Annotated in this window: 26 protein-coding genes; 5 read left to right on the top strand and 21 right to left on the bottom strand. The window is 68.5% G+C overall.

What is annotated here, in order from left to right; genetic code table 11:
* Positions 1–194: 194 nt before the first annotated feature.
* From rpsO to rimP, 7 genes are all read right to left on the bottom strand, one after another.
* Entirely contained in the window at positions 195–464 is a 270-nt protein-coding gene (gene rpsO / locus Q4I23_RS03410) for a 30S ribosomal protein S15 (protein ID WP_035670129.1), read from the bottom strand.
* A 15-nt stretch (positions 465–479) separates the two neighbouring features.
* Positions 480–1418: a tRNA pseudouridine(55) synthase TruB gene (gene truB / locus Q4I23_RS03405; protein ID WP_498525312.1), complete on the bottom strand. Its 939-nt coding sequence runs from the start codon at positions 1416–1418 to the stop codon at positions 480–482.
* The gene (gene rbfA, locus Q4I23_RS03400; RefSeq protein WP_454020224.1) at positions 1408–1986 is read right to left on the bottom strand and encodes a 30S ribosome-binding factor RbfA; all 579 of its coding nucleotides are present in this window, start codon (positions 1984–1986) and stop codon (positions 1408–1410) included. Before rbfA ends, truB begins: the two co-directional genes overlap by 11 nt.
* 129 nt (positions 1987–2115) lie before the next feature.
* Complete coding sequence (infB, locus tag Q4I23_RS03395; protein WP_237904617.1) at positions 2116–4851, bottom strand: translation initiation factor IF-2; 2736 nt, start codon at positions 4849–4851, stop codon at positions 2116–2118.
* Positions 4852–4865: 14 nt separating this feature from the next.
* The gene (locus tag Q4I23_RS03390; protein WP_237904616.1) at positions 4866–5585 is read right to left on the bottom strand and encodes an RNA-binding protein; all 720 of its coding nucleotides are present in this window, start codon (positions 5583–5585) and stop codon (positions 4866–4868) included.
* A 30-nt stretch (positions 5586–5615) separates the two neighbouring features.
* Positions 5616–7151 (bottom strand): transcription termination factor NusA, encoded by a 1536-nt coding sequence (nusA, locus tag Q4I23_RS03385; protein WP_454020226.1) that lies wholly within the window; start codon positions 7149–7151, stop codon positions 5616–5618.
* 54 nt (positions 7152–7205) lie between these two features.
* Positions 7206–7691, bottom strand: a complete 486-nt coding sequence (gene rimP / locus Q4I23_RS03380) for a ribosome maturation factor RimP (RefSeq protein ID WP_094301442.1) — start codon at positions 7689–7691, stop codon at positions 7206–7208.
* A gap of 304 nt (positions 7692–7995) precedes the next feature.
* On the opposite strand from rimP, the gene Q4I23_RS03375 reads away from it, so the two are divergent.
* Positions 7996–8310 (top strand): antibiotic biosynthesis monooxygenase family protein, encoded by a 315-nt coding sequence (locus Q4I23_RS03375; protein WP_454020227.1) that lies wholly within the window; start codon positions 7996–7998, stop codon positions 8308–8310.
* Here the strand turns inward: Q4I23_RS03375 and trmB are convergent.
* The 11 genes from trmB to Q4I23_RS03320 form a co-directional block, all read right to left on the bottom strand.
* Positions 8288–8998 carry a tRNA (guanine(46)-N(7))-methyltransferase TrmB gene (gene trmB / locus Q4I23_RS03370; protein ID WP_498525311.1) on the bottom strand — a complete coding sequence of 237 codons (711 nt, stop codon included), beginning with the start codon at positions 8996–8998 and terminating at the stop codon, positions 8288–8290. The two genes, Q4I23_RS03375 and trmB, sit on opposite strands and share 23 nt — an antisense overlap.
* Positions 8999–9085: 87 nt before the next feature.
* Positions 9086–10255: a methionine adenosyltransferase gene (gene metK, locus Q4I23_RS03365; protein ID WP_014238855.1), complete on the bottom strand. Its 1170-nt coding sequence runs from the start codon at positions 10253–10255 to the stop codon at positions 9086–9088.
* Positions 10256–10510: 255 nt separating this feature from the next.
* Positions 10511–10999 (bottom strand): helix-turn-helix domain-containing protein, encoded by a 489-nt coding sequence (locus tag Q4I23_RS03360; protein ID WP_145623114.1) that lies wholly within the window; start codon positions 10997–10999, stop codon positions 10511–10513.
* Positions 11000–11112: 113 nt separating this feature from the next.
* Positions 11113–12702: an apolipoprotein N-acyltransferase gene (gene lnt / locus Q4I23_RS03355; RefSeq protein ID WP_498525310.1), complete on the bottom strand. Its 1590-nt coding sequence runs from the start codon at positions 12700–12702 to the stop codon at positions 11113–11115.
* Positions 12703–12898: 196 nt separating this feature from the next.
* Positions 12899–13816 carry a hemolysin family protein gene (locus Q4I23_RS03350; protein ID WP_454020230.1) on the bottom strand — a complete coding sequence of 306 codons (918 nt, stop codon included), beginning with the start codon at positions 13814–13816 and terminating at the stop codon, positions 12899–12901.
* A complete protein-coding gene (gene ybeY / locus Q4I23_RS03345; protein WP_014238860.1) occupies positions 13813–14343 on the bottom strand; it encodes an rRNA maturation RNase YbeY in 531 nt (176 codons plus the stop codon). Before ybeY ends, Q4I23_RS03350 begins: the two co-directional genes overlap by 4 nt.
* Complete coding sequence (locus Q4I23_RS03340) at positions 14343–15422, bottom strand: PhoH family protein (RefSeq protein WP_454020536.1); 1080 nt, start codon at positions 15420–15422, stop codon at positions 14343–14345. The genes ybeY and Q4I23_RS03340 overlap by 1 nt, the downstream gene beginning before the upstream one ends.
* Positions 15423–15427: 5 nt before the next feature.
* Positions 15428–16816, bottom strand: coding sequence for a tRNA (N6-isopentenyl adenosine(37)-C2)-methylthiotransferase MiaB (gene miaB, locus Q4I23_RS03335; protein WP_498525309.1), 1389 nt, complete (start codon positions 16814–16816; stop codon positions 15428–15430).
* A gap of 259 nt (positions 16817–17075) precedes the next feature.
* A complete protein-coding gene (locus Q4I23_RS03330) occupies positions 17076–17909 on the bottom strand; it encodes a lysophospholipid acyltransferase family protein (RefSeq protein ID WP_498525308.1) in 834 nt (277 codons plus the stop codon).
* A gap of 28 nt (positions 17910–17937) precedes the next feature.
* Positions 17938–18762 (bottom strand): GNAT family N-acetyltransferase, encoded by an 825-nt coding sequence (locus tag Q4I23_RS03325; protein ID WP_174440254.1) that lies wholly within the window; start codon positions 18760–18762, stop codon positions 17938–17940.
* A gap of 311 nt (positions 18763–19073) precedes the next feature.
* Entirely contained in the window at positions 19074–19490 is a 417-nt protein-coding gene (locus Q4I23_RS03320) for a Ros/MucR family transcriptional regulator (RefSeq protein WP_014238866.1), read from the bottom strand.
* Between the two features lie 91 nt (positions 19491–19581).
* Between Q4I23_RS03320 and Q4I23_RS03315 the strand changes: the two genes are divergently transcribed.
* Entirely contained in the window at positions 19582–19836 is a 255-nt protein-coding gene (locus Q4I23_RS03315) for a sulfurtransferase TusA family protein (RefSeq protein WP_498525326.1), read from the top strand.
* Between the two features lie 3 nt (positions 19837–19839).
* On the opposite strand, the gene Q4I23_RS03310 is transcribed toward Q4I23_RS03315, so the two are convergent.
* Both Q4I23_RS03310 and tsaB read right to left on the bottom strand, forming a co-directional pair.
* On the bottom strand, positions 19840–20352 hold the full coding sequence (locus tag Q4I23_RS03310; RefSeq protein WP_498525307.1) for a GNAT family N-acetyltransferase: 513 nt from the start codon (positions 20350–20352) through the stop codon (positions 19840–19842).
* Positions 20349–21035, bottom strand: a complete 687-nt coding sequence (tsaB, locus tag Q4I23_RS03305) for a tRNA (adenosine(37)-N6)-threonylcarbamoyltransferase complex dimerization subunit type 1 TsaB (protein ID WP_498525306.1) — start codon at positions 21033–21035, stop codon at positions 20349–20351. Before tsaB ends, Q4I23_RS03310 begins: the two co-directional genes overlap by 4 nt.
* Positions 21036–21136: 101 nt before the next feature.
* On the opposite strand from tsaB, the gene ddpX reads away from it, so the two are divergent.
* Both ddpX and Q4I23_RS03295 read left to right on the top strand, forming a co-directional pair.
* The gene (gene ddpX / locus Q4I23_RS03300) at positions 21137–21688 is read left to right on the top strand and encodes a D-alanyl-D-alanine dipeptidase (protein ID WP_498525305.1); all 552 of its coding nucleotides are present in this window, start codon (positions 21137–21139) and stop codon (positions 21686–21688) included.
* 231 nt (positions 21689–21919) lie between these two features.
* Entirely contained in the window at positions 21920–22960 is a 1041-nt protein-coding gene (locus Q4I23_RS03295) for a polysaccharide deacetylase family protein (RefSeq protein ID WP_454020236.1), read from the top strand.
* Between the two features lie 63 nt (positions 22961–23023).
* Here Q4I23_RS03295 and Q4I23_RS03290 read toward each other — a convergent pair whose 3' ends face one another.
* A complete protein-coding gene (locus Q4I23_RS03290; RefSeq protein WP_454020237.1) occupies positions 23024–23578 on the bottom strand; it encodes a NifU family protein in 555 nt (184 codons plus the stop codon).
* A 108-nt stretch (positions 23579–23686) separates the two neighbouring features.
* On the opposite strand from Q4I23_RS03290, the gene Q4I23_RS03285 reads away from it, so the two are divergent.
* On the top strand, positions 23687–24955 hold the full coding sequence (locus tag Q4I23_RS03285; protein ID WP_498525325.1) for an adenylate/guanylate cyclase domain-containing protein: 1269 nt from the start codon (positions 23687–23689) through the stop codon (positions 24953–24955).
* The last annotated feature ends 76 nt before the right edge of the window (positions 24956–25031 follow it).

The following is a 25031-nucleotide window of genomic DNA, read 5'->3' as shown; positions in this document are numbered from 1 at the left end:
ACCCGAAAAGGGCTAAAAAAATCAAACGGCCGGTCCCGGAAGGTCCGGGCCGGCCGTCTGACTAGAACATAGCTTCGCGAACAACCGAACGTCCCGACCGGCGCGACGCTCCCCGGTGCACCGGAACGCGGTGCGGCGGGTCGAGCGCTGATCGGGACGGATGTTCGGTCACCGGCACGGACGCCTTTTGGAAATCAGCGACGCAGGCCCAGACGCTCGATGAGCGTGGCGTAGCGGCTGTTGTCCTTCTTCTTGAGATAGTCGAGAAGACGGCGGCGCTGGCCGACCATCACCAGCAGACCACGGCGGGAGTGGAAGTCCTTCTTGTGGCCCTGCAGGTGCTCGGTCAGGTTCCGGATGCGCTCGGACAGGATCGCGACCTGGACCTCGGGCGAACCGGTGTCGTTGGTGCCGCGCGAATAGTCCTTAATGAGTTCCTGCTTGCGATCGGGCGTGATCGACATCGGGGTCTCCATCGTTCATAGGTTGAGAACGCGCACCGGACGGACCTCCGCCCCCTCCACGCGCGCCAGCGCCACCGGCTTGCCGCCGAAAAGCGCAATAACGGTGCCATCCCCACCAACATCGCCGCGCAGTGCCGTGAGGCGTTCGCGGTCCTGCCGGGTGAGGAGTGCCACCGTCTGGCCGTGCTTCAGTCGGTGCGCTTCCGCGTCCGTCAGGGCCAGCGCCGGGATGTCGTCCAGCGCGGTCTCGATCGGCAACAGAAGTCTTTCGACCGCGGCACCTTGCTCCATCGCGGTCAGATCGTCCAGGGAAATCGCCTCGTCCAGCGTGAAGGACCCGACGCGCAGGCGTCGCAGATCGCGGATGTGCCCCACCGTCCCCAACCGTTCGGCGAGGTCGCGGGCGATGGAGCGGACATAGGTGCCCTTCCCGCAATCCACCTCCAGAACCGCGTGGTCGGCGTCCGGCGTCTCGATCAGTTCCAACCGGTCGATGCGCACGGTGCGCGGGGCGATGTCCACCACCTCGCCCTCTCGGGCGATGTCGTAGGCGCGCTCGCCGTTGATCTTGAGCGCGCAGTATTGCGGCGGAATCTGCTCGACGAAGCCCAGGAAAGCGGGCAGAGCGGCGCGGATCGCCTCGGCGTCGGGACGCGCCGCGGAGGTCTCCACCGCCGTTCCCTCGCGGTCGTCGGTGGTGGTGCGAGTCCCCCAGGCAACGGTGAAGCGGTAGGTCTTCTCGCCGTCCATGGCGTAGGACACGGTCTTGGTCGCCTCGCCCAGCGCGATGGGCAGGATGCCCGTGGCGATGGGGTCCAGCGTGCCGCCGTGCCCGGCCTTCTCCGCGTTCAGATGGCGGCGCACCTTGGACAGCGCCTGTGTCGAGGTCATCCCCGCCGGCTTGTCCAGCACGATCCAGCCGTGGATCGGCTCGCCCCTGCGCTTACGAGCCACGGCGCCCCTCGCCCTCGCCGCCGTTGCCCTCATCCCCGTCGTCTTCGTCCTCATCCTCGTCGTCGATGTCTTCATCGTCGTCGAGGTCGTCCGTCTCCTTCTCGTCCTCCTCGTCCCAGCCGTCGTCCTCGTCGTCATGGTCGTCGTCGCCGTTCACGCGGTCGGCGAGCGAGCGGTAGCCGACGTCGCGGGCGACCGCCGGGCTGTGCAGGATGTCGTCGATGCGACCGGCATAGTCGAAGGAGGTGTCGGCCTCGAAGCTCAGCGTCGGGGCGTGGCGCAGGTTGATGGCGCGGGCGACCTGGCCACGCAGGAAGGGAGCGGCGCGGCGCAGGGCCGACAGCGTCTCGTCCATCGGGCCGCCGCCCAGCGGCGTGACGAAGGCGGTGGCGTTGCGCAGGTCCGGGCTGATCCGCACCTCGGTCACCGTGACGTTCAGTTCCGCCAGTTCGGGGTCGTGGAAGTCGCCGCGCCGGAACAGATCCGCCAGGGCGTGGCGGATTTCCTCGCCGATGCGGAGCTGGCGCTGGGATGGCGGCTTTCCGGCCAGATCGTGTTTCTTTCTCATGCTGTCGATCCCGAATGCGGTGCGGGAGGGGTCCGCCCCTCCGCGAAAACGCGACAAGGGCGCATGGGCGCCCTTGTCAACTGTAACGTCATCTGCGACCGGCCTGTGAGCCGGGGTGCGGCGGCTGGCTTACAGCTCGCGCGCCACCTCCTCGATCTCGAAGGCTTCAATGATGTCGCCGGCCAGGATGTTGTCGTAATTCTCGAAGGCCATACCGCACTCGTAACCCTCGCGCACTTCCTTGACCTCGTCCTTGAAGCGCTTGAGCGTCTTGAGCGTGCCCTCGTGAATGACGACGTTGTCGCGCAGCAGGCGGCAGCCGGCGCCGCGCTTGACGGTGCCCTGCGTGACCATGCAACCGGCGACCTTGCCGACCTTGGTGATGTTGAACACCTCGCGGATCTCGGCGTAGCCGATGAAACGCTCGCGCAGGGTCGGCGACAGCATGCCGGTGAGGGCCGCCTTCACGTCGTCGATCACGTTGTAGATGATCGAGTAGTAGCGGATCTCGACGCTGTCGCGCTTGGCCATGTCGCGGGCCTGCGGGTTGGCGCGGACGTTGAAGCCGATGACCATCGCGTTGGAGGCGTTCGCCAGCGTGATGTCGGACTCGTTGATCGCACCCACCGACGCGTGCAGCACGCGGACCTTGACCTCGGTGTTCTCCGCCGTGAGCTTCTCCAGGGCGTTGGAGATCGCTTCGATGGAGCCCTGCACGTCGCCCTTGATGACGACCGGCAGTTCCTTGGCCTCGCCGGCCTGGATGCGGCTGAACATGTCCTGCAGCGAGCCGCGGGCCGACGCCGCGTTGGCGGCTTCGCGCTTCTTGCGCTGGCGGAACTCGGCGATCTCACGGGCGCGGGCTTCCGACTCGACGACGGTGAAGTCGTCGCCGGCGAGCGGCGTGCCGTTGAGGCCGAGCACCTCGACCGGGCTGGCCGGGGCGGCCTGTTCGACGCTCTGGCCGCGGTCGTTGACCAGGGCGCGGACGCGGCCCCACTCCGACCCGGTGACGAAGACGTCGCCGACCTTCAGCGTGCCGCGCTGGACCAGCACGGTGGCGACCGAACCGCGGCCGCGCTCCAGCTTGGCCTCGACCACGACGCCCTCGGCGGTGCGCTCCGGGTTGGCCTTCAGCTCGAGGATTTCCGCCTGCAGGAGGATGGCCTCCTCCAGCTTGTCCAGGTTGCGCTTGGCCTTGGCCGACACTTCCACGGTCTGGATGTCGCCGCCCAGTTCTTCCACGACCAGCTCGTGCTGGAGCAGTTCCTGGCGGACACGCTCCGGCTTGGCGTCGGGCAGGTCGATCTTGTTGATGGCGACGATGATCGGAACCTTCGCGGCCTTGGCGTGATGGATCGCCTCGATCGTCTGCGGCATGACGCCGTCGTTCGCCGCCACGACCAGCACCACCACGTCCGTGACGTTGGCGCCGCGGGCACGCATCTCGGTGAAGGCGGCGTGGCCCGGCGTGTCGATGAAGGTGATCTTCGCACCCGACTCCAGCTGCACCTGATAGGCGCCGATGTGCTGGGTGATGCCGCCGGCCTCGCGGCTGACCACGTCGGTCTGGCGCAGGGCGTCGAGCAGCGATGTCTTGCCGTGGTCGACGTGACCCATGATCGTGACGACCGGGGGACGCGGCACCAGCGCCGTTTCCGCATCGTCGTTGAGGCGCAGGCCGACTTCGACGTCCGCCTCCGACACACGGCGCACACGGTGGCCGAACTCGGCGATGATCAGCTCCGCCGTGTCGGCGTCGATCGTCTGGTTGATGGTGGCCATCACGCCCATGCGCATGAGCTGCTTGATCACGTCGGCGCCGCGTTCCGCCATGCGGTTCGCCAGCTCCTGGACGGTGATGACCTCGGGCAGCACGACGTCGCGGGTCACTTTCTGCGTCTCCTGACGGCTCATCTGACGGAGCCGCTCGCGCTCACGGGCACGGCGGACGGCGGCCAGCGAGCGCGTGCGCTCACCACCCTCGTCGCTGAGCGCCTGCGAGACGGTCATCTTGGAGCCCTTGCGGCGATCGGCGCCCGGAGCGGCCTTGCGGACCGGAGCCGGAGCCGGAGCCTTCTTGTTCCCGGGCTTGCCGCGGCGATCGTCCTCTTCCTCGCCGAAGCGCGGAGCGGCCGGAGCCCCCGGGCCACGGGCGGCCGGAGCCTCCGTGGTAGTGGCCGCGGTGCGCGCACCGGCGCCACCGGCGGCGGGACGGGCGCCCGCACCTTGCGGACGGGGCTGTTCGGTGTCCTTGCGCTTGGCCTCCTCGGCCCCCTTGCGCTTGGCTTCCTCTTCCTGGCGGCGGCGCTCGGCCTCCTGGGCCTTGGCGCGCTCCGCCTCCTCGATGCCGCGCAGCTCGGCCAACTCGCGCTGGCGCAGCGTCTCGGCGTCGAGAATCTCCGGCTCCGCCTCGGCCACCTGGACCGGCTGGGACGCCGCTTCCTCGGCGGCGCGGACGGCCTCCTCCGCGGCCAGGACGGCGGCCTCGGCCTCCTCCTCGGCGCGGCGGCGGTTGTCTTCGGCCGCCCCCTGCAGAGCGCGGATGCGCGCCTCGCGTTCCTGGTTGGTCAGTTGACGGACGGCGCCGCCACCACCGCCGCGCTGGCGCTGGCCCGGCACGCCCCGGACGGGGATGCCCTGGGCGGCTTGACGCGCGGCGGCGCCGCCGTCGGCCACGCCCGGCAGGGCGCCCTTCTCCACGGCCCGCTTACGCTTGACCTCCACGGTCACGGGCTTCGACCGGCCATGGGAGAAGCTCTGCCGGACCTGGGTCTCGACCGGCTTCTTCAGTTCCAGCTTCCCTTTGCCGGAGCCGGAGAGGTGCAAGACTTTCTTTTGGTCCTGGTCGTTGCTGTCGGTCATCGGTTCCCGAATGGTCAGACGTTGCTTACGTGGCCGGCCGGCGGAGAGCCGGCGACAAAGCCCTTGATACCCTTGAGACGCGCGGAGTCGCGAGCCAATCCCTTGGCCAGCTTCCCGCGCGCCACCACCGCGTGCACGGCATTTTCCCGTCCCAGGGCCGCGGCCATCGCCGCGGCGTCGAACAGGTCAACAACCGGCATATCCGGCGCCAGCGCTGTGATCTTGCCCCGCTGGTCGGGCGAACCGTCGCTGGCCTCGACCAGCAGATAGGGCGGTCCGGAGCGTCCGACCTGATTGGTCTTCAGCGCCTCGCGCACCTTTTCGTATCCGGCCAGAGCCTGCCCGGCCCGGCGCGCCAGCCCGAAGGCATCCAGGCACCGCCGCTCCAGCAGCTTCTCCAGCCGCTCCGCCAGATCGGGCGGGACGCGCACCGCGCGCCGCGCCGCCTTGGCGAACATGTTCTTGCCGATGGCCTTCGCAAAGGCCGCCTTGTCCCCCGACAGCCAGAGGCCGCGGCCCGGAAGCCGTTCCTCCAGATCAGGCACGATCTCGCCATCGGGTGATACCACGAAACGGATCATGCCGTCCTTCGGCTGCACGGTGCCGGTGGCGATGCAGCGGCGCAGCGGACCCTTTTCCAGGTCCGCCGGCAGCAGAGCCTCCCCTTCGGCCGCGAGGCCGTCCGGTTCACCGTCCGCCGGAGTCTGTTCGTTCCTGTCGCTCAGTCCAACCATCCGTACCGTTTGTGCGTCCTAAATCCCGGCTCAGCTCTGCGCCGCCTGGTCGTCGGGCGAGGGTTGCGCCGCGGTGGGCGCGCCTTCCTCGCCATCGAACCAATGGGCACGGGCGGCCATGATGATCTCGTTGGCCTCGTCTTCCGTCGGGGCCTCCTTGCCGAGGATGTCGCGCAGCTCGTCCGCGGCGAGGTCGGCGAGGTCGTCCATCGTCTTCACGCCGTTCTCACCCAGCTTCACCAGCAGGGTGGGGCTGAAGCCGGTGACTTCCGCCACCGCGTCCTCGACGCCGAGCACCTGGCGCTTCTCGGTCATGCGGACGTCCTGCTCGTCGAGGAAGTTGAGGGCGCGCTGCTTCAGCTCTTCCGCCACGTCCTCGTCGAAGCCCTCGATCTCGGCCAGCTCCTCGGTCTCGACATAGGCGATCTCCTCCACCGAGGTGAAGCCTTCGGCGACCAGGAGATGGGCGATCACATCGTCCACGTCCAGCGCGTCCATGAAGAGCTGCGAGCGGGTGCGGAACTCGTCCGACCGGCGCTCCGACTCCTCCTGCTCGGTCAGGATGTCGATGTCCCAGCCGGTGAGCTGGGTGGCGAGGCGCACGTTCTGGCCGCGGCGGCCGATGGCCAGCGACAGCTGGTCGTCGGGCACCACCACCTCGATGCGGCTGTTGTCCTCGTCCATCACGACCTTGGCGACCTCGGCCGGGGCCAGGGCGTTGACGATGAACGTCGCCGGCTCCTGGTTCCACTGGATGATGTCGATCTTCTCGCCCTGCAGCTCGCCGACGACCGCCTGGACGCGGCTGCCGCGCATGCCGACGCAGGCGCCGACCGGGTCGATGGAGCTGTCGTTGCTGATCACCGCGATCTTGGCGCGCGAGCCCGGATCGCGGGCGACCGCCTTGATCTCGATGATGCCGTCGTAGATCTCCGGCACTTCCTGTGCGAACAGCTTCGCCATGAACATCGGATGGGTGCGCGACAGGAAGATCTGCGGGCCGCGCGCTTCCTCGCGCACGTCGAAGATGTAGGCGCGCACGCGGTCGCCGTTCTTGAAGTGCTCGCGCGGCAGCAGCTCGTCGCGGCGCAGGATCGCTTCGGCGCGGCCCAGGTCGACGGTGACGTTGCCGTACTCGACGCGCTTGACCAGACCGTTGACGATCTCGCCGGTGCGGTCCTTGTATTCGTTGAACTGGCGCTTGCGCTCCGCGTCGCGCACCTTCTGGACGATGACCTGCTTGGCCGTTTGGGCGGCGATGCGGCCGAAGTCGATGGGCGGCAGCGGATCGACCAGGAAGTCGCCGACCTGGGCGCCGGGCTTGCGGCGCTGGGCGTAGGCGAGGGTGACCTGGGTCGCCTCGTTCTCCACCGCCTCGACCACCTCCAGGTGGCGGGTCAGGTGGATGTCGCCCGTCTTGCGGTCGATGCGGGCGCGGATGTCGTGCTCGTGGCCGTACTTGGAGCGCCCGGCCTTCTGAATCGCCTGCTCCATCGCCTCCAGGACCTCGTCCCGGTCGATGTTCTTTTCGCGGGCAACCGCGTCAGCGACTTGCAGCAGTTCCATCCGTCACACTTCCTGGACTGGCGTTTGTTCTTCGAGTGAAGCCCGGAGCGGCCGTCAACCCTGGCCCTGGCTGGCGCGGATCAGTTCATCCGTCAAGACCAGCTTGGCGCGCAGGATGTTGTCGAACTCCAACCGGGCGGCTCCCTGTTCCGATTCGATGCACACGAGGCCGTCTTCGACGCCCTTCAGCATGCCCTTGAAGCGCTTGCGGCCATCGACGGCGAGCCGGGTCTCCAGCTTGGCCTCGAAACCGGCGAAACGCTCGAAATCCTTCAGACGGGTCAGCGGCCGGTCGATGCCGGGCGAACTGACCTCCAGCGTGTAGGCGCTCTTGATCGGATCTTCAACGTCGAGCACCGCGGAGATCGCGCGGCTGATGTCGGCGCAGTCTTCGACCGTCATGGGCGCGCCGTCGGCGCGTTCCGCCATGACCTGCAGAACCATGCGCTGCCCACCGGTCAACTGCACACGCACGAGTTCGTAGCCCATGGCCTCGACCGACGGCGTGATGATCTGCTCGATACGACCGGTTGCTTCCATTCCACCTGACCCGCCCCCGCGGTCTCCCCTGGCACAGCGCCCTGGGACCAACACGGGGATTCCATACGCTGATAAAAAAATAAGTGGGCCAAGGCCCACCCGCAAAGCGTCCCGCCGGCCCGGTTTCCCGAGCCGCCGATCCGTATGGGTTCATGCGGTGAATATAGACATTCCGGAGCAAGCCGCAAGCGCTTTTCCGCAAGGTTCTATGCCAGGCGCTTGGTGGGCGGGTCCGGCCGGGGTAAAGTCAAGCCTTCGGCGGCCGTCGCACCTTGCCGAAAACACCTTGGAAAGGCAGCTCACCGTGATCCTCGAAACGGCCCTCCTAGCGGTCAAACCCGGCCAGGGCCCGGCTTTCGAACGCGCGATGGCCGAGGCGCAGCCCCTGATCGCCGCGACTCCGGGTTTCCTCGGGCTGGAGGTGCGGCCCTGCCTCGAGGCGCCGGACCGCTACCTTCTTCTCGTCCGCTGGGACCGGCTGGAGAACCACACCGAAGGCTTCCGCGGGTCCGAGCGCTACGCCCGCTGGAAGGCCCTGCTCCACCGCTTCTACGATCCGTTCCCGCTGGTGGAGCATTACGGGGAGCCGGTGGTGTCTACCCCCGCGCCTTGCGGATGAAGCGCATGAAGACCGGCTTGCGCCCGGCCTCGATGGCCTTTTCCTCATAGCGGGTGGGCGGCCAGTCCGCGATGCGCTGGCGCCAGTCGGACGGGCCGCGGGCGGTCCATTCGAAATCGGGATGCCGGACCGTGTGCTCCAGCATCCAGCGCACCAGCCCCATGTCGTCGCTGGCCAGACGCAGTTCCGCCCCGTCCTTCAGCACGCGCGCGAGGCGCGGCAGGTTGTCCGGACCGATGAAGCGGCGTTCCCAGTGGCGTTTCTTCGGCCAGGGATCGGCGAACAGCACGAAGGCGCGCCCAATGGAGGCGTCCGGCAGGGCGTCGAGCAGCGGACGGGCGTCGTCCGGCAGGATGCGGACATTGTCCTGCACGCCCTCGTCGTCCACCAACTTGAGCAGGCCGGCCACGCCGTTGATGAAGGGCTCGGCCCCGATCACCCCGACGTCGCGGTTGTTCGCCGCCTGCCACGCCATGTGGTGGCCGCTGCCGAAGCCGACCTCCAGCCAGATGTCGCGCATGGGGTTGGCGAACAGGGCGTGGGGGTCGATCCGGTCGCCCGGCTGAGGCACCGGGATTTCCAGCGATGGCAAAAGCCCGTCGAGCAGTTCGGTCTTGCGCTTGCGGAGCGGACGCCCCTTGCGCCGCCCGTAGAGCCTTTTGGACGAGTCCAGGAAGGAGTCGGTCATCGTGACAGCAGGGTCCCAAAACGAATGCAGGGGCCGCATGGCCCCTGCATCCCGGACGGACGGGTCCGGTCTTAGAAGAAGCCTGTCTTAGAAGAAGGCGGCGCGCAGGTCGTTGACGAGATCGGTCTTCTCCCAGGAGAAGCCGCCGTCGGCCTCCGCCTCGCGGCCGAAATGGCCGTAGGCGGCGGTGCGGGCGTAGACCGGCTTGTTCAGGCCGAGATGCGTGCGGATGCCGCGCGGCGACAGGTCCACCAGCTTCTGCAGAACCTCCGACAGCCGGTCCTCGTCGACCGTGCCGGTGCCGTGGGTGTCCACATAGACCGACAGCGGCTTCGACACGCCGATGGCATAGGAGAGCTGGATCGTGCAACGTTCGGCCAGGCCGGCGGCGACCACATTCTTGGCGAGGTAACGCGCGGCGTAGGCGGCGGAACGGTCGACCTTGGTCGGGTCCTTGCCGGAGAAGGCTCCGCCGCCGTGCGGCGCGGCACCGCCGTAGGTGTCGACGATGATCTTGCGGCCGGTCAGACCGGCGTCGCCGTCCGGACCGCCGATGACGAAGCGGCCGGTCGGGTTGACGTAGAAGTTCGCCTCGTCGCACATCCAGCCGGCGGGCAGGACGTTCAGGACATGCGGACGGACGATCTCGCGCACCTCCTCCTGGGTCAGGCCGTCGGCGTGCTGGGTGGAGACGACCACTGCGGTGGCGCGCACCGGCTTGCCGTTCTCGTACTGCAGCGTCACCTGGCTCTTGGCGTCGGGGCCGAGCTGCGGAGCGGAGCCGGAATGGCGGGCCTCGGCCAGCGACTTCAGGATGGCGTGGCTGTAATAGATCGGCGCCGGCATCAGCGCCGGCGTCTCGTTGCAGGCGTAGCCGAACATGATGCCCTGGTCGCCGGCGCCCTCGTCCTTCTCACCCGCGGCGTCGACGCCGACCGCGATGTCGGCGGACTGCGAGTGGACGAAGCACTTGACGTCCATCTTCTCCCAATGGAAGCCGTCCTGCTCGTAGCCGATGTCCTTCACCGCGGCACGGGCGACCTGGACCAGCATGTCGGGGGTGATGCTCTCCGGCCCGCGCACCTCACCAGCCAGCACGATCTGGTTGGTGGTCGCCAGCGTTTCCACCGCCACGCGGGCGTAGGGATCGTGCGACAGGTACAGATCGACGATGGCGTCGGAGATGCGGTCGCACACCTTGTCCGGATGGCCTTCGGACACGGACTCGCTGGTGAACACGTAGTTGAGCTTGGCCACGACGAACCTCGGCAATGGGCGGGGGCTATTCAACAAAACTAAATTGGGAGACCGGCGCAGCACCCACGGAAAGCCAGTCATTTTCCGTATGTGACAAGGTTTGCGTTCCAGGTCAAGCAATCTCCCCGGGGTTAGAGGAGGCCGCCGGAAATTCGCCTTGAAACGACATCGGGGAACGGGCCGGAGGGCCGCGTTCCCCAATCTTCCTGCCGTCCGGATTGCTTCCGGTTGTTCGGCTCAGGTCTCTAAACCGTGTTATTCGGCCGCTTCGACCATGCCGGAATTGGCAACGGCCTTGGTCAGCTCGAACAGGCGCTTGCGCACCGACGGGTCGTTGATGCGGTAATAGGCGCGCACCAGCTCCAGCGTCTCGCGCTTGGCCATCGGATCCGGCTCGTAGCCGCCCGAACGCTCCTCGAAACCGGCGGCGTTGCCCTCTTCGTCGTCAACCGGAGCCGCGGCGGCTTCCGCCGGCATGTCGTCGAAGAAGAAGGACACCGGCACGTCCAGGACGCGGCTGAGGTCGAACAGGCGCGACGCGCCGATGCGGTTGGCGCCGCGCTCGTACTTCTGCACCTGCTGGAAGGTCAGGCCGATGGCCTCGCCCAGCTTTTCCTGGCTCATACCCAGAAGGGTCCGGCGCAACCGGACGCGGGAACCGACGTGAACGTCGATCGGGTTCGGCTTTCCCGTCTTGGGACGGCCGGCAGTGGCCCGGCGGCCCCGCGCTGGCGTTGCTTGCATTGCTCTAATTCCCTGAAACAGTTGTGCAACCTTGATACGACATATCCATGTATGCAGTCAAGCGCGCCCGAGCGCTCCCGATGCGCGTGATTGAAAAAAGAGTCTCGGATGCGCTAACTGCGATGTCGTGCGCGCAGGCCCACCGCGAAACAGGTCAAAAGAAGCAACCCAAACGCGCCATCGCCCACACGTCCGTAGAGAGTGGGGGCGGTCAGCGCTTCCGGCAAGGCCGCATCGACCACACCCCTGTGACCAAGCGGCAGCATGGCTGTGATGCGGCCGTGGGCGTCCACCACGCCGGAGATGCCGGTGTTGGCGACGCGGACCAGCGGCATCCCCTCCTCCACCGCGCGGGTCCGGGCGATGGCGAAGTGCTGGTGCGGGCCGGCGGTGTTGCCGTACCAGGCGTCGTTGGTCAGGTTCAGCATCCAGCGCGGCCGTCCGGCGCCATCTTCACCGCTCGGCAGAACGGCGCCGGGAAAGATCACCTCGTAGCAGATCAGCGGGCTGACCGGCGGCAGGCCCTTGAGATCGAGCGACACCGGCCCCGGCCCGGCGGAGAACTCGGCCCCGTTGCCGGCGATGGCCCCGACCGGCAGCCAGTGGCGCAGCGGCATGTATTCGCCGAAGGGCACGAGGTGGAACTTGTCGAAGCGCCCCGTCACCGCGCCGCTGCCGTCGACCGCCGCCAGGCTGTTGTAATAGAGCGGCGCGCCCTCCGGTCCGGTCTCCATGCGCGGCACCCCGGTGATGAGCAGCCCGCCGGGTGGGGTGACCGACCCCAGCGCCTGACGCAGGCGGGCGTCCTGGTCGAGGAACAGCGGCACCGCGGTCTCCGCCCAGATCACGTGAGTGACCGGCTCGCTGGACGGGGCTACGGAGAGTTCCATCTGCTGCTGGACGTTGCGCACCCGCTCGCCCGCCGCCCATTTCAGCCGCTGGTCGATGGCCGGCTGGACGAGCCGCAGCCGCACGCCGGGCACCGCCGCGTCCGACGCCCCGGCCAGCCGCAGCCCGCCCCAGGCGCCCAGCGCCGCGAACAGCGCCAGCCCGGCGGCCAGCGCCCCCCAGGCGCGGCGGCGCGGCACCGCCGTGTCGGCCAAGCCCGCCGGCAGCGACGCCACCAGCACGGTCAGCAGGCTGAGGCCATAAATGCCGATCAGCGAGACGCCCTGCAGAACCGGCAGGACGCCCGTCCAGCCATAGCCGACGAGGTTCCATGGGAAGCCGGTGAAGACATGGCCGCGCAGCCATTCGAACAGCGCCCAGGAGGCGGCGAACAGGAACACCCGCCCCAGCCCCCTTCCCTTCAGCGTCCAGACCAGCAGCGAGGCAAAGCCGGTGAACATCGCCAGCAGGATGGGCAGCCCCGCCGCCGACAGCGGCAGCGCCCACCAGAAGCGCTCGATGTCGGTGAACAGAGCCGCGCTGATCCAGTAGAGGCCGAGCAGGTGATGGCCAAAGCCGAAGAACCAGCCCACCGCGAAGGCCTGCCGCTTGGTCCTGGCCCCGTCGAGCAGCCAGAGCAGCCCGGGAAAGGCGATCAGCAGCAGCGGCACCGCGCCGGCCGGCGGCAGGGCCAGCGTCGCCAGCCCGCCGAATCCCGCCGCCGCCAGCAGCCGGCGCCAACCGGTCAGCCCGGCCAGACCCGCGGACAGGCGGCCCAGCCGGGCCGGGGGGGTCGTCATGTCGGTGGCGGTCAAGGGGTGACACTCCGGATGCGGATGGGCTGGAGAGAGGATTGTGCCGGGTTGGAAACGACGTCACCACGAAGGCGCGAAGACACGAAGAGGGGCACAGAGAGGCTCCCGCTTCACCGGTGGGTCCGGGGATGCGGTAGAGCCTCTTTGTGCCGTCTTTGTGTCCTTCGTGTCTTCGTGGTGAAAAACCCCGAGGGGCTTACCCGACCTCGGCCAGGGCGGAGTTCTCGGCGGGGGCGGTGCGGACGCGCAGCCGCCTGATGCGGCGGGGGTCGGCCTCGACGATCTCGAACTCCAGGCCGGAGGGATGGGTCAGCATTTCCCCGCGACCGGGCACGCGTCCGGCCAGCGAGACGACGAGACCACCGAGCGTGTCGACCTCCTCGCGCTCCTCCTCGGTCAGGAAGGCGCCGACGCGGTCCTCGAAATCCTCGATGGAGACACGGGCGTCGGCGAGGATCGTGCCGTCTGGACGTTCGACGAAATGGGGGGTCGCCTCTTCGTCGTGCTCGTCCTCGATCTCGCCGACGATCTCCTCGACCAGATCCTCGATGGTGACGAGGCCGTCGATGCCGCCGAACTCGTCGACCACCAGCGCCATGTGCTGGCGCTTCTGGCGCATCTGCACCAGCAGGTCGACCACCGGCATGCTGGGTGCGACGATGCTGAGATCGCGCACGATGTCCTTCAGCTCGACCGGCGTCCGGCTGGCCATCGCCACCAGAACGTCCTTGATGTGGACCATGCCCACGACGTCGTCGAGCGTTTCACGGAACACCGGCAGGCGGGAATGGGCTTCCTCCGCCATGCGCTGGACCAGGGCGGGGAACGGGGTGTCCACATCGACCGCCACGATGTCCGCGCGGGGCACCATCACGTCGTCGACGGTGCGGTCGCGCAGCTTCAGGATGTTGGCGAGCAAAGCGCGCTCGCCCGCCCCCAGCGATCCCTCGCCGCTGTCCTGATCCTCGATCAGGTCTTCGATCGTGGCGCGCAGGGTGGCGTCGTCGCGCCCCCCCAGGACGGTCCTCATCCACCCGCGAAACAGGTGGCCCAAGGATTGCTGATCTTCGGCCCCGTCTTCACGGGGCGTTCGACTGTCGGAAATCTCGCTCATCGGTCCGGTGGTTGTTCGTCCAAATTCGGCTCCCCGGGCGGAGAGCGCGTGGCGGCGTACGGGTCGGCGATGCCGAGGGTCGCGAGCACGTCGGTTTCGAGCTGCTCCATCTCCTCGGCCTCGTCATCCGTCTCATGATCATACCCGAGCAAATGAAGAACGCCATGCACCACAAGGTGGGTCATATGGTCCGAAGGTGTTTTACCCTGCTCGGCGGCTTCACGGGCGACGGTCTCCCAGGCCAGGATCACGTCGCCCAGCATGACCGGCGCGTCCTCGCCCAGTTCGGGCTCCTCCGCTTCGGTCAGGGCGAAGGACAGCACGTTGGTCGGCTTGTCCTTGCCACGGTATTCGCGGTTCAGGCGGTGCACCAGAGCGTCGTCGGCCAGCACGACGGACAACTCCGCCGGCCCCTCATCCTCGTCGTAGGTGACGGAGAGCGCAGCGAGCGCCGCCCGTTCGCACAGCCATTCGGCGTTGTCAGCCCAATCGCCCGCTTCACGTGAAACGACGACATCGACGGCCATCACGGTGTTCCCTCCGCATCCGCCGCCGGCCCGCCGCCGTCCGCGGCGGCCCGCCGGGGGGCGGGTTTGCGTTGGCCTTCGGCATGGTCATAGGCGCGGATGATGCGGGCGACCAGCGGGTGGCGCACCACGTCGGCGGCGGTGAACTGGACGAAGCGGATGCCCTCCACCCCCTCCAGGATGTCCAGCGCCTCGCGCAGGCCGGACTTGGCGCCGGCCGGCAGATCGGTCTGGGAGATGTCGCCGGTGACCGCCATGCGGCCCCCCTCGCCCAGGCGGGTGAGGAACATCTTCATCTGCATGGGCGTGGTGTTCTGCGCCTCGTCCAGGATGACGAAAGCGTTGGCGAGCGTGCGGCCGCGCATGAAGGCGAGCGGCGCGATCTCGATCTCGCCGGACTCCAGCCGCTTCTTCACCTGCTCCGCCGGTAGCATGTCGTGCAGCGCGTCGTAGAGCGGGCGCAGATAGGGGTCCACCTTCTCCTTGAGGTCGCCGGGCAGGAAGCCCAGCCGCTCCCCCGCCTCGACGGCGGGGCGCGACAGGATGATGCGGTCGACCTGGCCGGTGGTCAGCAGCGCCACCGCCTGCGCGACGGCGAGGTAGGTCTTGCCGGTGCCGGCCGGGCCGAGCCCGAAGACCATCTCGCTTTCCGCCAGAGCCTGGAGATAGGCCGCCTGCATGGGGGAACGCGGGGTGATGGCGCCCTTGCGGCGGGTGCGCACCGCGACCTCGCCACGGCTGAGCGTCGCCAGATTCTGGTCGCGCACGGCACCGCCCACGCCGGTCGCCATGCGGACGGCGGCGTCCACCTCGCCGGTGCCGACGGTCATGCCGCGCTTCAGTCGCTCATAGAGGGCATCGATGGCCGAACGCGCGGCTTCCGACGATTCCGCCGGACCGGCGATGGTCAGCGTGTTGCCGCGGGAAATCAGGGAAACGCCCAGCTGGTTCTCGATGCGGGCGAGGTGGCGGTCATGCTCCCCGTACAGCATCGGCAGCAGCCGGTTGTCGTCGAAGTTCAGATCAATCCGTTGATCTGGGCGTTGATCGGAGCGCGGGTCGGGGCGCTGATCGGGCAAGCCGTTCAAACGGTCGCCTCCACGGGTTGCGTGCCGGTGGCGGAGCTGCGGTATTCACCGGTCGCCACGCTGCCGGCAAGGCTGTTCGGATGGGCGGCGTCGATGCGCACCTCGACGATGCGGCCGAGCAGCCGCTCGTTGGCGTCGGCGTGCACCGACTGCAGATAGGGGCTCTTGCCGAGGAGCTGGCCGGCACGCTTGCCGACGCGGTCGAACAGGACCGGCACGGTGCGCCCGACGAAGCTCTGGTTGAAGGCCTGCTGCTGCGCGTTCAGCAACTGCTGGAGCGCGGCGAGACGGGCGTCCTTGACGTCTTCCGGCAGCTGGCCGTGCTCCAGCGCCGCCGGGGTGCCGGGGCGCGGGCTGTACTTGAAGGAATAGGCCTGGGCGTAGCCGACGTCGGTGACGAGGCGCAGGGTCGCCGCGAAATCGGCGTCGCTCTCGCCGGGGAAGCCGACGATGAAGTCGCCCGACAGCGCCAGATCCGGCTTGGCGGCGCGCAGCCGGTCGACGATGCGGCGGTAGTCGTCCGCCGTGTGCTTGCGGTTCATCGCCGCCAGCACGCGGTCCGACCCCGCCTGCACCGGAAGATGCAGGTAGGGCATGAGCTGCGGCACCTCGGCGTGGGCGCGGATGAGGTCGTCCTCCATGTCGCGCGGGTGCGAGGTGGTGTAGCGGATGCGCTCCAGCCCGTCGATGTCCGCCAGTTCGCGGACCAGCCGTCCGAGGCCCCAGGTGGTGCCGTCCGGCCCCTCCCCGTGCCAGGCGTTGACGTTCTGGCCGAGCAGGTTGATCTCCCGCGTGCCGCCGGCGACGAGGCGCCGGGCCTCCGCCACGATCTGGGCGCCGGGCCGCGAGAACTCGGCGCCGCGGGTGTAGGGCACCACACAGAAGGTGCAGAACTTGTCGCAACCCTCCTGCACCGCCAGGAAGGCGGAGACGCCCTGGCTGGCGCTCTCGTCCGGCAGGAAGTCGAATTTGGACTCCACGGGGAAGTCGGTGTTGAGCACGCTGCCCGCCTTGCGGCTGGCCTTGGCCACCATTTCCGGCAGGGTGTGATAGGTCTGCGGCCCGAACACCATGTCCACGAAGGGGGCGCGGGCGACGATCTCCTCGCCCTCGGCCTGGGCGACGCAGCCGGCCACGGCGACGATCATCCGGCCGTCGCCGATCTCGGCCTTGACGTCCTTGAGCTGGCGCAGGCGGCCCAGTTCCGAGAACACCTTCTCGGAGGCCTTTTCGCGGATGTGGCAGGTGTTGAGGATCACCATGTCGGCGCCGTCCGGCTCGTCCACCGGCCGGTATCCCAGGGGTGCCAGGACATCCGCCATGCGGGCGGAGTCGTAGACATTCATCTGACAACCCCAGGTCTTGATGAAGAGCTTCTTACTCAACGATCCCTTCCACAGCGCTGAACGATCCGGACCAAACGCGAATTCGGCCAATTGTGTCTTGGCCAGCCGCGATCTCGACCAATGCAAAAACGCGCGCCTGGACGGCACCGGTCCAAGCGGCGCAATCCGGCGCGCGACCCGCCGCGTCGCGGCATCGCACCCAGCCGATATGGTAGCACGACTGCGGGAAAACGAGTCAATCGTGCCCGCGAGCCGATCATTCGTTTCGCGGCCCATTCCGCGGTGTGGAAAGTTTCCATCACGAGACGACGGTGGGCAGCGGCTTTCCGGACACCGCGCGCTCCACGCCACGCGCCACGGCGCGCTGGCAATGGTCGGCCAGGGCCTTCCGGCTGGAGAAGCCGTCGATGGTCACCGGGGGGTGGAACTCCACCTCCACCGTCATGCGGCCCAGCGTGAAGACGGTCCACAGATGGGGGGCGAGATCCATGTCGCCGTACCACGCGTAACAGGGACGGAAGGCGATCCCCATCGGGATGCCGTCCAGCCGCGTCGGCGCGATGCTGACCGGCTGCACGGTCAGCGGCCGGTCCCCGATGCGCCGGGCGGCCACCGCGAACAGCGCCGTCTTGAAGGGGAGCGTGCGGTTGCCGTCGCTGGAGGTGCCCTCGGGGAACAGGATCAGGCTGTCGCCGGCGTCCAGCCGGGCGCCCAGCTCGTCGCGCTGCTTCTCCACCCCGGAGCGGGCCTTGCGCTCCACGAAGACGGTCTGCTGGAGCTTCGCCAGCGCCCCGAAGAAAGGCCAGCCGGCGACCTCGCTCTTCGCCACGAAGGAGCCCGGAATGACCGACCCCAGCACCGTGATGTCGAGGTAGGAGGAATGGTTGGAGACGAACAGCACCGGCCCGTCCGTGGCGCGCTCGCCGCGCACCACGACGCCGATGCCCAGGATGGCGGCGCAGACCCGATGGTAGAACCGCGGTATCCGGAAGCGCAGCGGCGAGCGCACAGCGACGGCCAGCGCCTGCACCGGGACCAGCAGGAGCGTCCACAGCAGATAGACGGCCAGACGAAGCCCGCCCCGCACCGGCGACCCCAGGGCACGCGCACCGGTTGCATCCACCGCCGTCATGCGACCCGTCTCCTGATGCAATCGCGGATCACGCGATCTGGGCGTCGCGGCTGCGCCGCTCGTAATGCTTGGAATACTTGTTGGTGATCAGGTCGGTCTTCACCACGATCGACACGTCGGTGGTGTTGAACTGGTGATCGATCACCGCACCGTCGCCAATGAAGCCGCCCAGCCGCAGATAGCCCTTGATCAGCGGCGGCAGAACGGTCAGCGCGCGCTTCGGATCGATCTGGTCGCGGGGCATCAGATCCATGCCGACATAGCGTTCCGGCAGCGCCACGGGGCGCAACTCCTCCGGGGCCAGATGGAAGTGATGCAGGTAGGCGAGCGGTTCGGCCATCGCCACCGGGTCGGTGCCCGGCAGGCTGGCGCAGCCGAACATCACAGCGATGTCGTGGTGGAAGACATAAGCCGCGATGCCGCGCCACAGCAGCTGCATGCTGCTGCCGCGCGTGCGGTAGGCGGCGTCGACGCAGGACCGCCCGAGCTCCAGGATCTCCCCCGGATAGCTGAGCAGCCGCCCGATGTCGTATTCGTCGCTGGAATAGAAGCGCCCGGCCTTGGCCGCCGCCGGGCGGCGGATCAGCCGGTAGGTGCCGACCACGGACTCCGGTCCGTCGCCGCGGGCGTGGTCGATGACCAGCAGATGGTCGCAGATGGTGTCGAAATCGTCGAAGTCGCGATGGCGCGCGGCCATGTCCGGCGACGGCACCGCCGACATCTCCTCGTAGAAGACGCGGTAGCGCAACGCCTGCGCCCAATCGATCTCGGCGGCGCTTTCGGCCAGCCGCACTTCGAGGGAGCCCATGCGCAGATCCGAAGAGCTGCCCTGGTCCGTGCCTGTATCAGCCATACTCGACGCTTCGCTGGCGTTGTTCGGGTCGCGGCAACCGCCGGTTCTCCTTCCGGAGCCCCGTCGGGCACGGAACAGGGATAACACGAATGGCCGGTTGCCGGTCAACCGCGACGTGACGAACCCGCCCCCGGCAAGCCCGGACTCCGGGCAAGCCACAAGGTCCGGCCCCGACGAACGGGGACGGCGGCAAGGCGGGACGGCAAATGATCACGCGGGAAGGAAGAAACGGTCACATCCGGGCGATGGGGTTCCGGGGCGGACCGAACAGCGGCGGTCCGCCGGACACCAACGCACAAGCCCGATGGACCTTAGGCCGCGCCGCGGCGGGCGCGGGTGCCGAGACCGATCTGCTTGGCCAGCGAGCTGCGCTGGCGGGCGTAGTTCGGGGCGACCATCGGATAGTCGGCCGGCAGGCCCCAACGGTCGCGGTATTCCTCCGGCGACATGTCGTAGGCCGTCTTCAGATGGCGCTTCAGCATCTTCAGCTTCTTGCCATCCTCCAGGCATACAATGTAGTCGGGAGTGACGGACTTCTTGATGGGCACCGCGGGCTGCGGACGCTCCTCAGTCGCAACCGGCTCGGTCCCGACATTCGCGAGTGACTTGTACACCTGCTCAATCAGCGTCGGAAGATCGCCGAGAGCGACTGTATTGTTCGAGACATGCGCCGCCACGATCTCCGTGGTCAGAGACAACAGCGCGTTGGAAGGGTTACCATTGCTCATGTAAGCTTGCTCCGCAGCTTGGCGTTCCTCTCCATATAAAGAGGTTTGTGGCCGCGTGCAATATCCATCCTTTGCTCTTAAAGAGGAAGCAGTGTACGAAAAAAAATCGTCGGATTTGTTTTTGGACATCACCAGCGAGGTGTGCCCGTTAACCTTCGTCAAGACCAAGTTGTCGGTGGAGCGCATGGCGGCCGGGCAGACGCTTGAAGTCCGGCTGAACGCTGGCGAACCCTTGGAGAATGTACCCCGATCCTTAGCCGAACTGGGTCACTCCATTCTCGCCGTGACGCCCGAAAATCCGGATGAGCCGGACGGGGTGCACCGTTTGTGGATTCAGAAAGGTTAAGGTTTATTTGTCGGTGTACGAATACCGCAACACCAGGGCAGCAACCCTTCCGTCCGCCCTGCGGTAATAGCCGGGACGACGGCCAACGGCAAAGAAACCACAAGATTTATACAGGGATTGCGCCATACCATTGTCTTCGGCGACTTCAAGGAACAGCGCCGTGGCGCCCAGCGCCCGGGCGCCGTCCAACGCCGCCACGACCAGACGCCGGCCGGTGCCCTCCCCCCGCGCGTCGGCCCGGACGCCGACGGCGATGATCTCGCCATCCTCCGCGGCGACCCGCGCCAGCAGGAAGCCAACCGGATCGTCGCCCTCCACGCCCTCCCGCAAGGCCAGCGCGGCGAAGAAGCCGGGCTGGCCGATCAGGCTTGCGACCGCCTCGCCGCTCCAGGGATCGTCGGGAAAGCAACCCTGCTGCAAGGCTGCGATCACCGAGGCGTCGGCGAGGCCGGCGGCCTGAAGCCGCACCGGATGGGACGTCCGGGGGCTGGACACCTCGGGCGGGGCCGCCGTCATGCCGTCTTCCGCGGCAGGGAGACGTCGGGCGGGCGCAGGTAGAAGGGCTGGGCCGGCAGACCGACCTCCCGCCGGGCGCCCAGGGCGGCGACCACGGCGGCGTCGGGCGTGCCCGGGCCGACGGCGAACGCGGTGTCGGCACGCCCTTCCAGAAGCGGGCGCAGCGCGGCTGCCCCGTCCCCGGCGATCAGCAATGGCACGGCACCGGCTTCACCGGCGAGCAGCCCGTCCAGCCAGCCCGGCACCGCGGCGGGCTCCAGCATCGCCGGTTCGCCGAACGGCGTCAGGTCCGGATGGAAGAGTTGCAGGAACGGCTCGGTGCGGCGGGAGTCCACGGCGACCAGCACGGCGCGGCCATCCCGCTCCGCGTCCGGCAATCCATGAACGACCGCGTCGAAACTGGTGATCCCGACCACCGGCAGGCCGGCGGCCAGGGCGAAGCCGCGCGCCGCCGCCAGCGCGATGCGCAGGCCGGTGAAGGCGCCCGGCCCGACGGTCACGGCGATGCGGTCGAGCGCGTCGAAGGGGCAGCCGGCCTCCGCCAGCGCGGCCTGCGCCAGGGGCACCAGCGCCTCCGCCTGCCCGCGGGCCATCGGCTCGCGCCGCCGCACGGTGACGGCGCCGTCATCCCACAGCGCGGCGGAACAGCCGGAGGTCGCCGTGTCCAGTCCCAGAACTCTCATGACCCCCACGCTTTCATCAAATCCGCCATCTTCAAAGCCCCACTTCAGCCCTGGGTCAAGAGCGTGCTAGACAGCCCCGGTCTTCCCTGACGGCATGGATCATGCTTACACCCATCGCACCGCCGGACTTCGACGTCGACATCGACCTGCTCTACGCCACGCCGGACAACCTGACCGCGGTGCCCATCTACCGGCACCCGCATTGCCTGCTGCACCCCGACGCGGCGGCGGCGTTGCGTGCGGCGATCCGGCTGGCCCGCGGCATCGGCTGCCGGTTGCGGCTGTACGATGCCTTCCGCCCGGTCGAGGCGCAATGGGCCTTGTGGCGGGCGCTGCCCGATCCGTCCTACATCGCCGATCCGTCGGGCGGCTCCACCCATTCCCGCGGCGTCGCGGTGGATCTGACGCTGGCCGACGGGACCGGGCGCCCGCTGGACATGGGCACCGGCTTCGACGACATGACCGAACAGTCCCATCATGGCCGCACCGACCTGACCACCGAGCAGCAGCGCAACCGCGCCGCTCTTCTCGGCGTCATGACGGCGGCGGGCTGGCGGCATTACAGCTGCGAGTGGTGGCACTATCAACTGCCGGACGAGCAGCGCTACCCCCTGCTGACCGACGCGGCGCTGGGTGGCCTGATGATGGGCTGATCCCTGGCGATCCGGCCCCTGGCGGTCCGGCCGCGGGCGCCCCGTCGGCGGCCGGGCGCCATAGGGCCTAGTGCCATAGGGGTTGTTGCAAGGCTGCATCACGAAAGCGCGCGAAGCACAGCGTATGTGTTGCGGACTTGTTCCCGGCGGCGTGCCTGTGCCACACCAGCCGTGGCGCAGCCCGGACCCTCGTCCGGCCGCGCGACCGTTCCGGACCCACGACAGGCCGCCATGCCGTTCCGCCGCGCCGCCACCCTCTTCGCCGTGGCCGCCGCCTGGGCCTTCCAGGCCCTGGCGGGAAGCCCCGGCGTTGCGGCAGACGGAACCACGAACACCGCCGTCGTCTTCGCCTACGACCGCTTCGGCGAGGACCAGACCCCATCCATCAGCATCCGGATCGACCAGTTCGAAGCCCATTTGGACGAGCTTCAGGACGGGGATTACCAGGTCCTGCCCCTGCCCCGCATCCTGGAGGCGTTGCGCAGCGGCGCGCCGCTGCCCGACCGGACGGTGGCGATCACCATCGACGAGGCCAGCCGTTCCACTTTCCGTGAGGCGTGGCCGCGGCTGAAGGCGGCGGGTCTTCCCTTCACCCTGTTCGTGGCGACCGACGCCATCGACCGCGGGTCGCCCGCCCACATGACCTGGGCGGAGGTGCGGCAGCTCGCCGCCGCCGGGGTCACGCTTGGCGGGCTCGGCGCCTCCACCCAGTCGCTGGTGTCCCGCCCCGCCGAGGAGGTGAAGGCGGAGCTGCGCCGCATGGCCGACCGGCTGCAGGCGGAGACCGGCCAGCGCCCCACCCTGTTCGCCTACCCACAGGGCGAGGTGTCGTCGGCGCTGCGGACCATCGTGACGGAGCAGGGCTTCGCCGCCGCCTTCGGCCAACAGTCGGGCGTCCTGCACCCGCAGGCCGACCGGGCGACCCTGCCGCGTTTCGTGATGAACGAGAGTTTCGGCAGCGTCGACCGCTTCCGGCTGGCCGCCAACGCGCTGCCGCTGCCGGTGACCGACCTGACGCCCGACGATCCGCTGCTGACCGTCAACCCGCCGTCGATCGGCTTCACCGTGTCGGACGAGATCGGCGACATCGCGCGGCTGGCCTGCTTCGCCGCCGGCCAGGGCCGGACGGCGCTGGAGCGCGTGACGGAGGACCGGGTGGAGGTGCGCATCCGCGACCCCTTCCCGCCGGGCCGCACGCGCGTGAATTGCACCCTGCCCGGCCCCGAGGGACGCTGGCGCTGGCTGGGCATGCAGTTCGTCGTTCCGGAGTAAGCGGAGGGCGACACCGGCGGGCGCGATCCGTCCGTTCGGACCACGCCCATCCGATGGATGCCGTCAGCGGACGGCGCGGACCTCGACCACCTCGGGGATGTAGTGGCGCAGCATGTTCTCGATGCCGGCCTTCAGCGTGGCGGTGGAGCTGGGGCAGCCGGAGCAGGCCCCCTTCATCTCCAGATACACCACGCCCTCCTCGAAGCCGTAGAAGGTGATGTCGCCGCCGTCCTGGGCCACCGCGGGACGCACGCGGGTGTCCAGCAGCTCCTTGATCTGGGTGACGATCTCGTCGTCGTCCGCGCTGACGGCGTGGCCGTCGCCGGCCGCCTCTTCCAGAAGCACCGGGCGGTTGGCGGTGAAATGCTCCATGATGACGCCGAGGATCGACGGCTTCAGCAGGAACCACTCCTTGTCGCCGGCCTTGGTGATGGTCACGAAGTCGGCGCCCAGGAACACGCCCTGGACCCCGTCGATCTCGAACAGCCGCTGGGCCAGCGGCGAAGCGGCGGCACCATCGCGGGACGGGAAGTCCGCGGTGCCGCGTCCGAGCACGTCACGCCCCGGCAGGAACTTGAGAGTCGCCGGGTTGGGCGTCTGCTCGGTCTGAATGAACATGGTGATATCCTCCATCGGCGCCGAACAACACTGGCGGCGTAGGCGAAACTTGGGCAGAATCCGCCGACAGATCAAGCATCGCATCTTTATGGTTATCTATCCGTGAGCATGGCACCGCCCGCGGCCACCGCACCGGCAACCCCTGCGGCCCCATCCATCGACGACGCCGCGCGGGAGGTCGTCGAATGGCTGCTTCTGGAAGGCCGGCACGCGCCCGGCTTCGAGCAGATGATGGACCGCTTCTGCCGGCGCCTGATGGCGTCCGGCGTCCCGCTGCTGCGCGCGGTCTGCGCCCTGCCCCTGCTGCACCCGCAGATCCGCACCATCGCCTTCTTCTGGCGCCGCAACGCCGAGCAGGTGGAGATCGCCACCCGCGCCCACGGCACGGAAACCAGCACCGAATATCTGACCAGCCCCTTCGCCACCCTGATCGAAGACGGCGCCGACGGCCTGCGCTACCGGCTGGAGCAGATGGAGCCACCCTACCCATACCCGGTCTTCGCCGAACTGCGGGCGCAGGGGGCGACGGACTATGTCGCCATGACGGTTCTGTTCGCCGGAGGGCGGCGCAACGTGCTGAGCTTCACCACCGACCGGCCCGGCGGCTTCTCCACCGCCGATCTGGCGCTGGTCGACGCGGTGCTGCCGGCGTTGGGCGCGGTGCTGGAGACGCTGGCGCTGCGGCGGCTGGCGACGACGGTGCTGGACACCTATGTCGGCCACCGCACCGGCGCGCGCATCCTGTCCGGCGACATCCGCCGCGGCACCGGCGCAAACGTCCGCGCCGTGCTGTGGTACTGCGACCTGCGCGGCTTCACCTCGCTGGCCGACCGGCTGCCGCGCGAGGAGCTGATCGCCCTGCTGAACGGCTATTTCGAGATCATGGGCGGCGCCGTGGAAAGCCGCGGCGGCGAGATCATGAAATTCATCGGCGACGCCATGCTGGCCATCTTCCCGCTGGAGGAGAGCGACCCGACCGGGGCCGCCGCCTGCACCAAAGCGCTGGACGCCGCGCAGGAGGCGCTGACCGACATGGCCGCCCGCAACGCCGAGCGCGCCGCCTGGGGCCAGCCGACGCTGCGCTGCGGCATCGCGATCCACATGGGCGAGGTCATGTACGGGAACATCGGCTCCGCCAACCGGCTGGACTTCACCGTCATCGGCCCGGCGGTCAATCTGGTCAGCCGGATCGAGGGGCTGTGCAGCCGCCTGGAACGCAACGTCCTGACCTCCGCCGAGGTGGCCGAGGCCTGCGCCAGCCGTCTCGTCTCGGTCGGCTGGCACCCGGTGAAGGGGCTGAACGACCCGATCGAGGTCTATGGGCTGAAGGAGAAGACAGGGACCAATGAAGGGACCAATGAAGGGACCGATGAATAGGGCGCTGCAACGAACCCCCGGTCGCCGGCCTTGAGCTGTCTCTTATACACATCTGACGCTGCCGACGATTATACGC

The sequence above is a fragment of the Azospirillum sp. UFLA03-27 genome (assembly GCF_059803775.1).
Note: the sequence above shows the minus strand (reverse complement) of the source record. Positions and strands in the feature narration are given on the sequence as shown.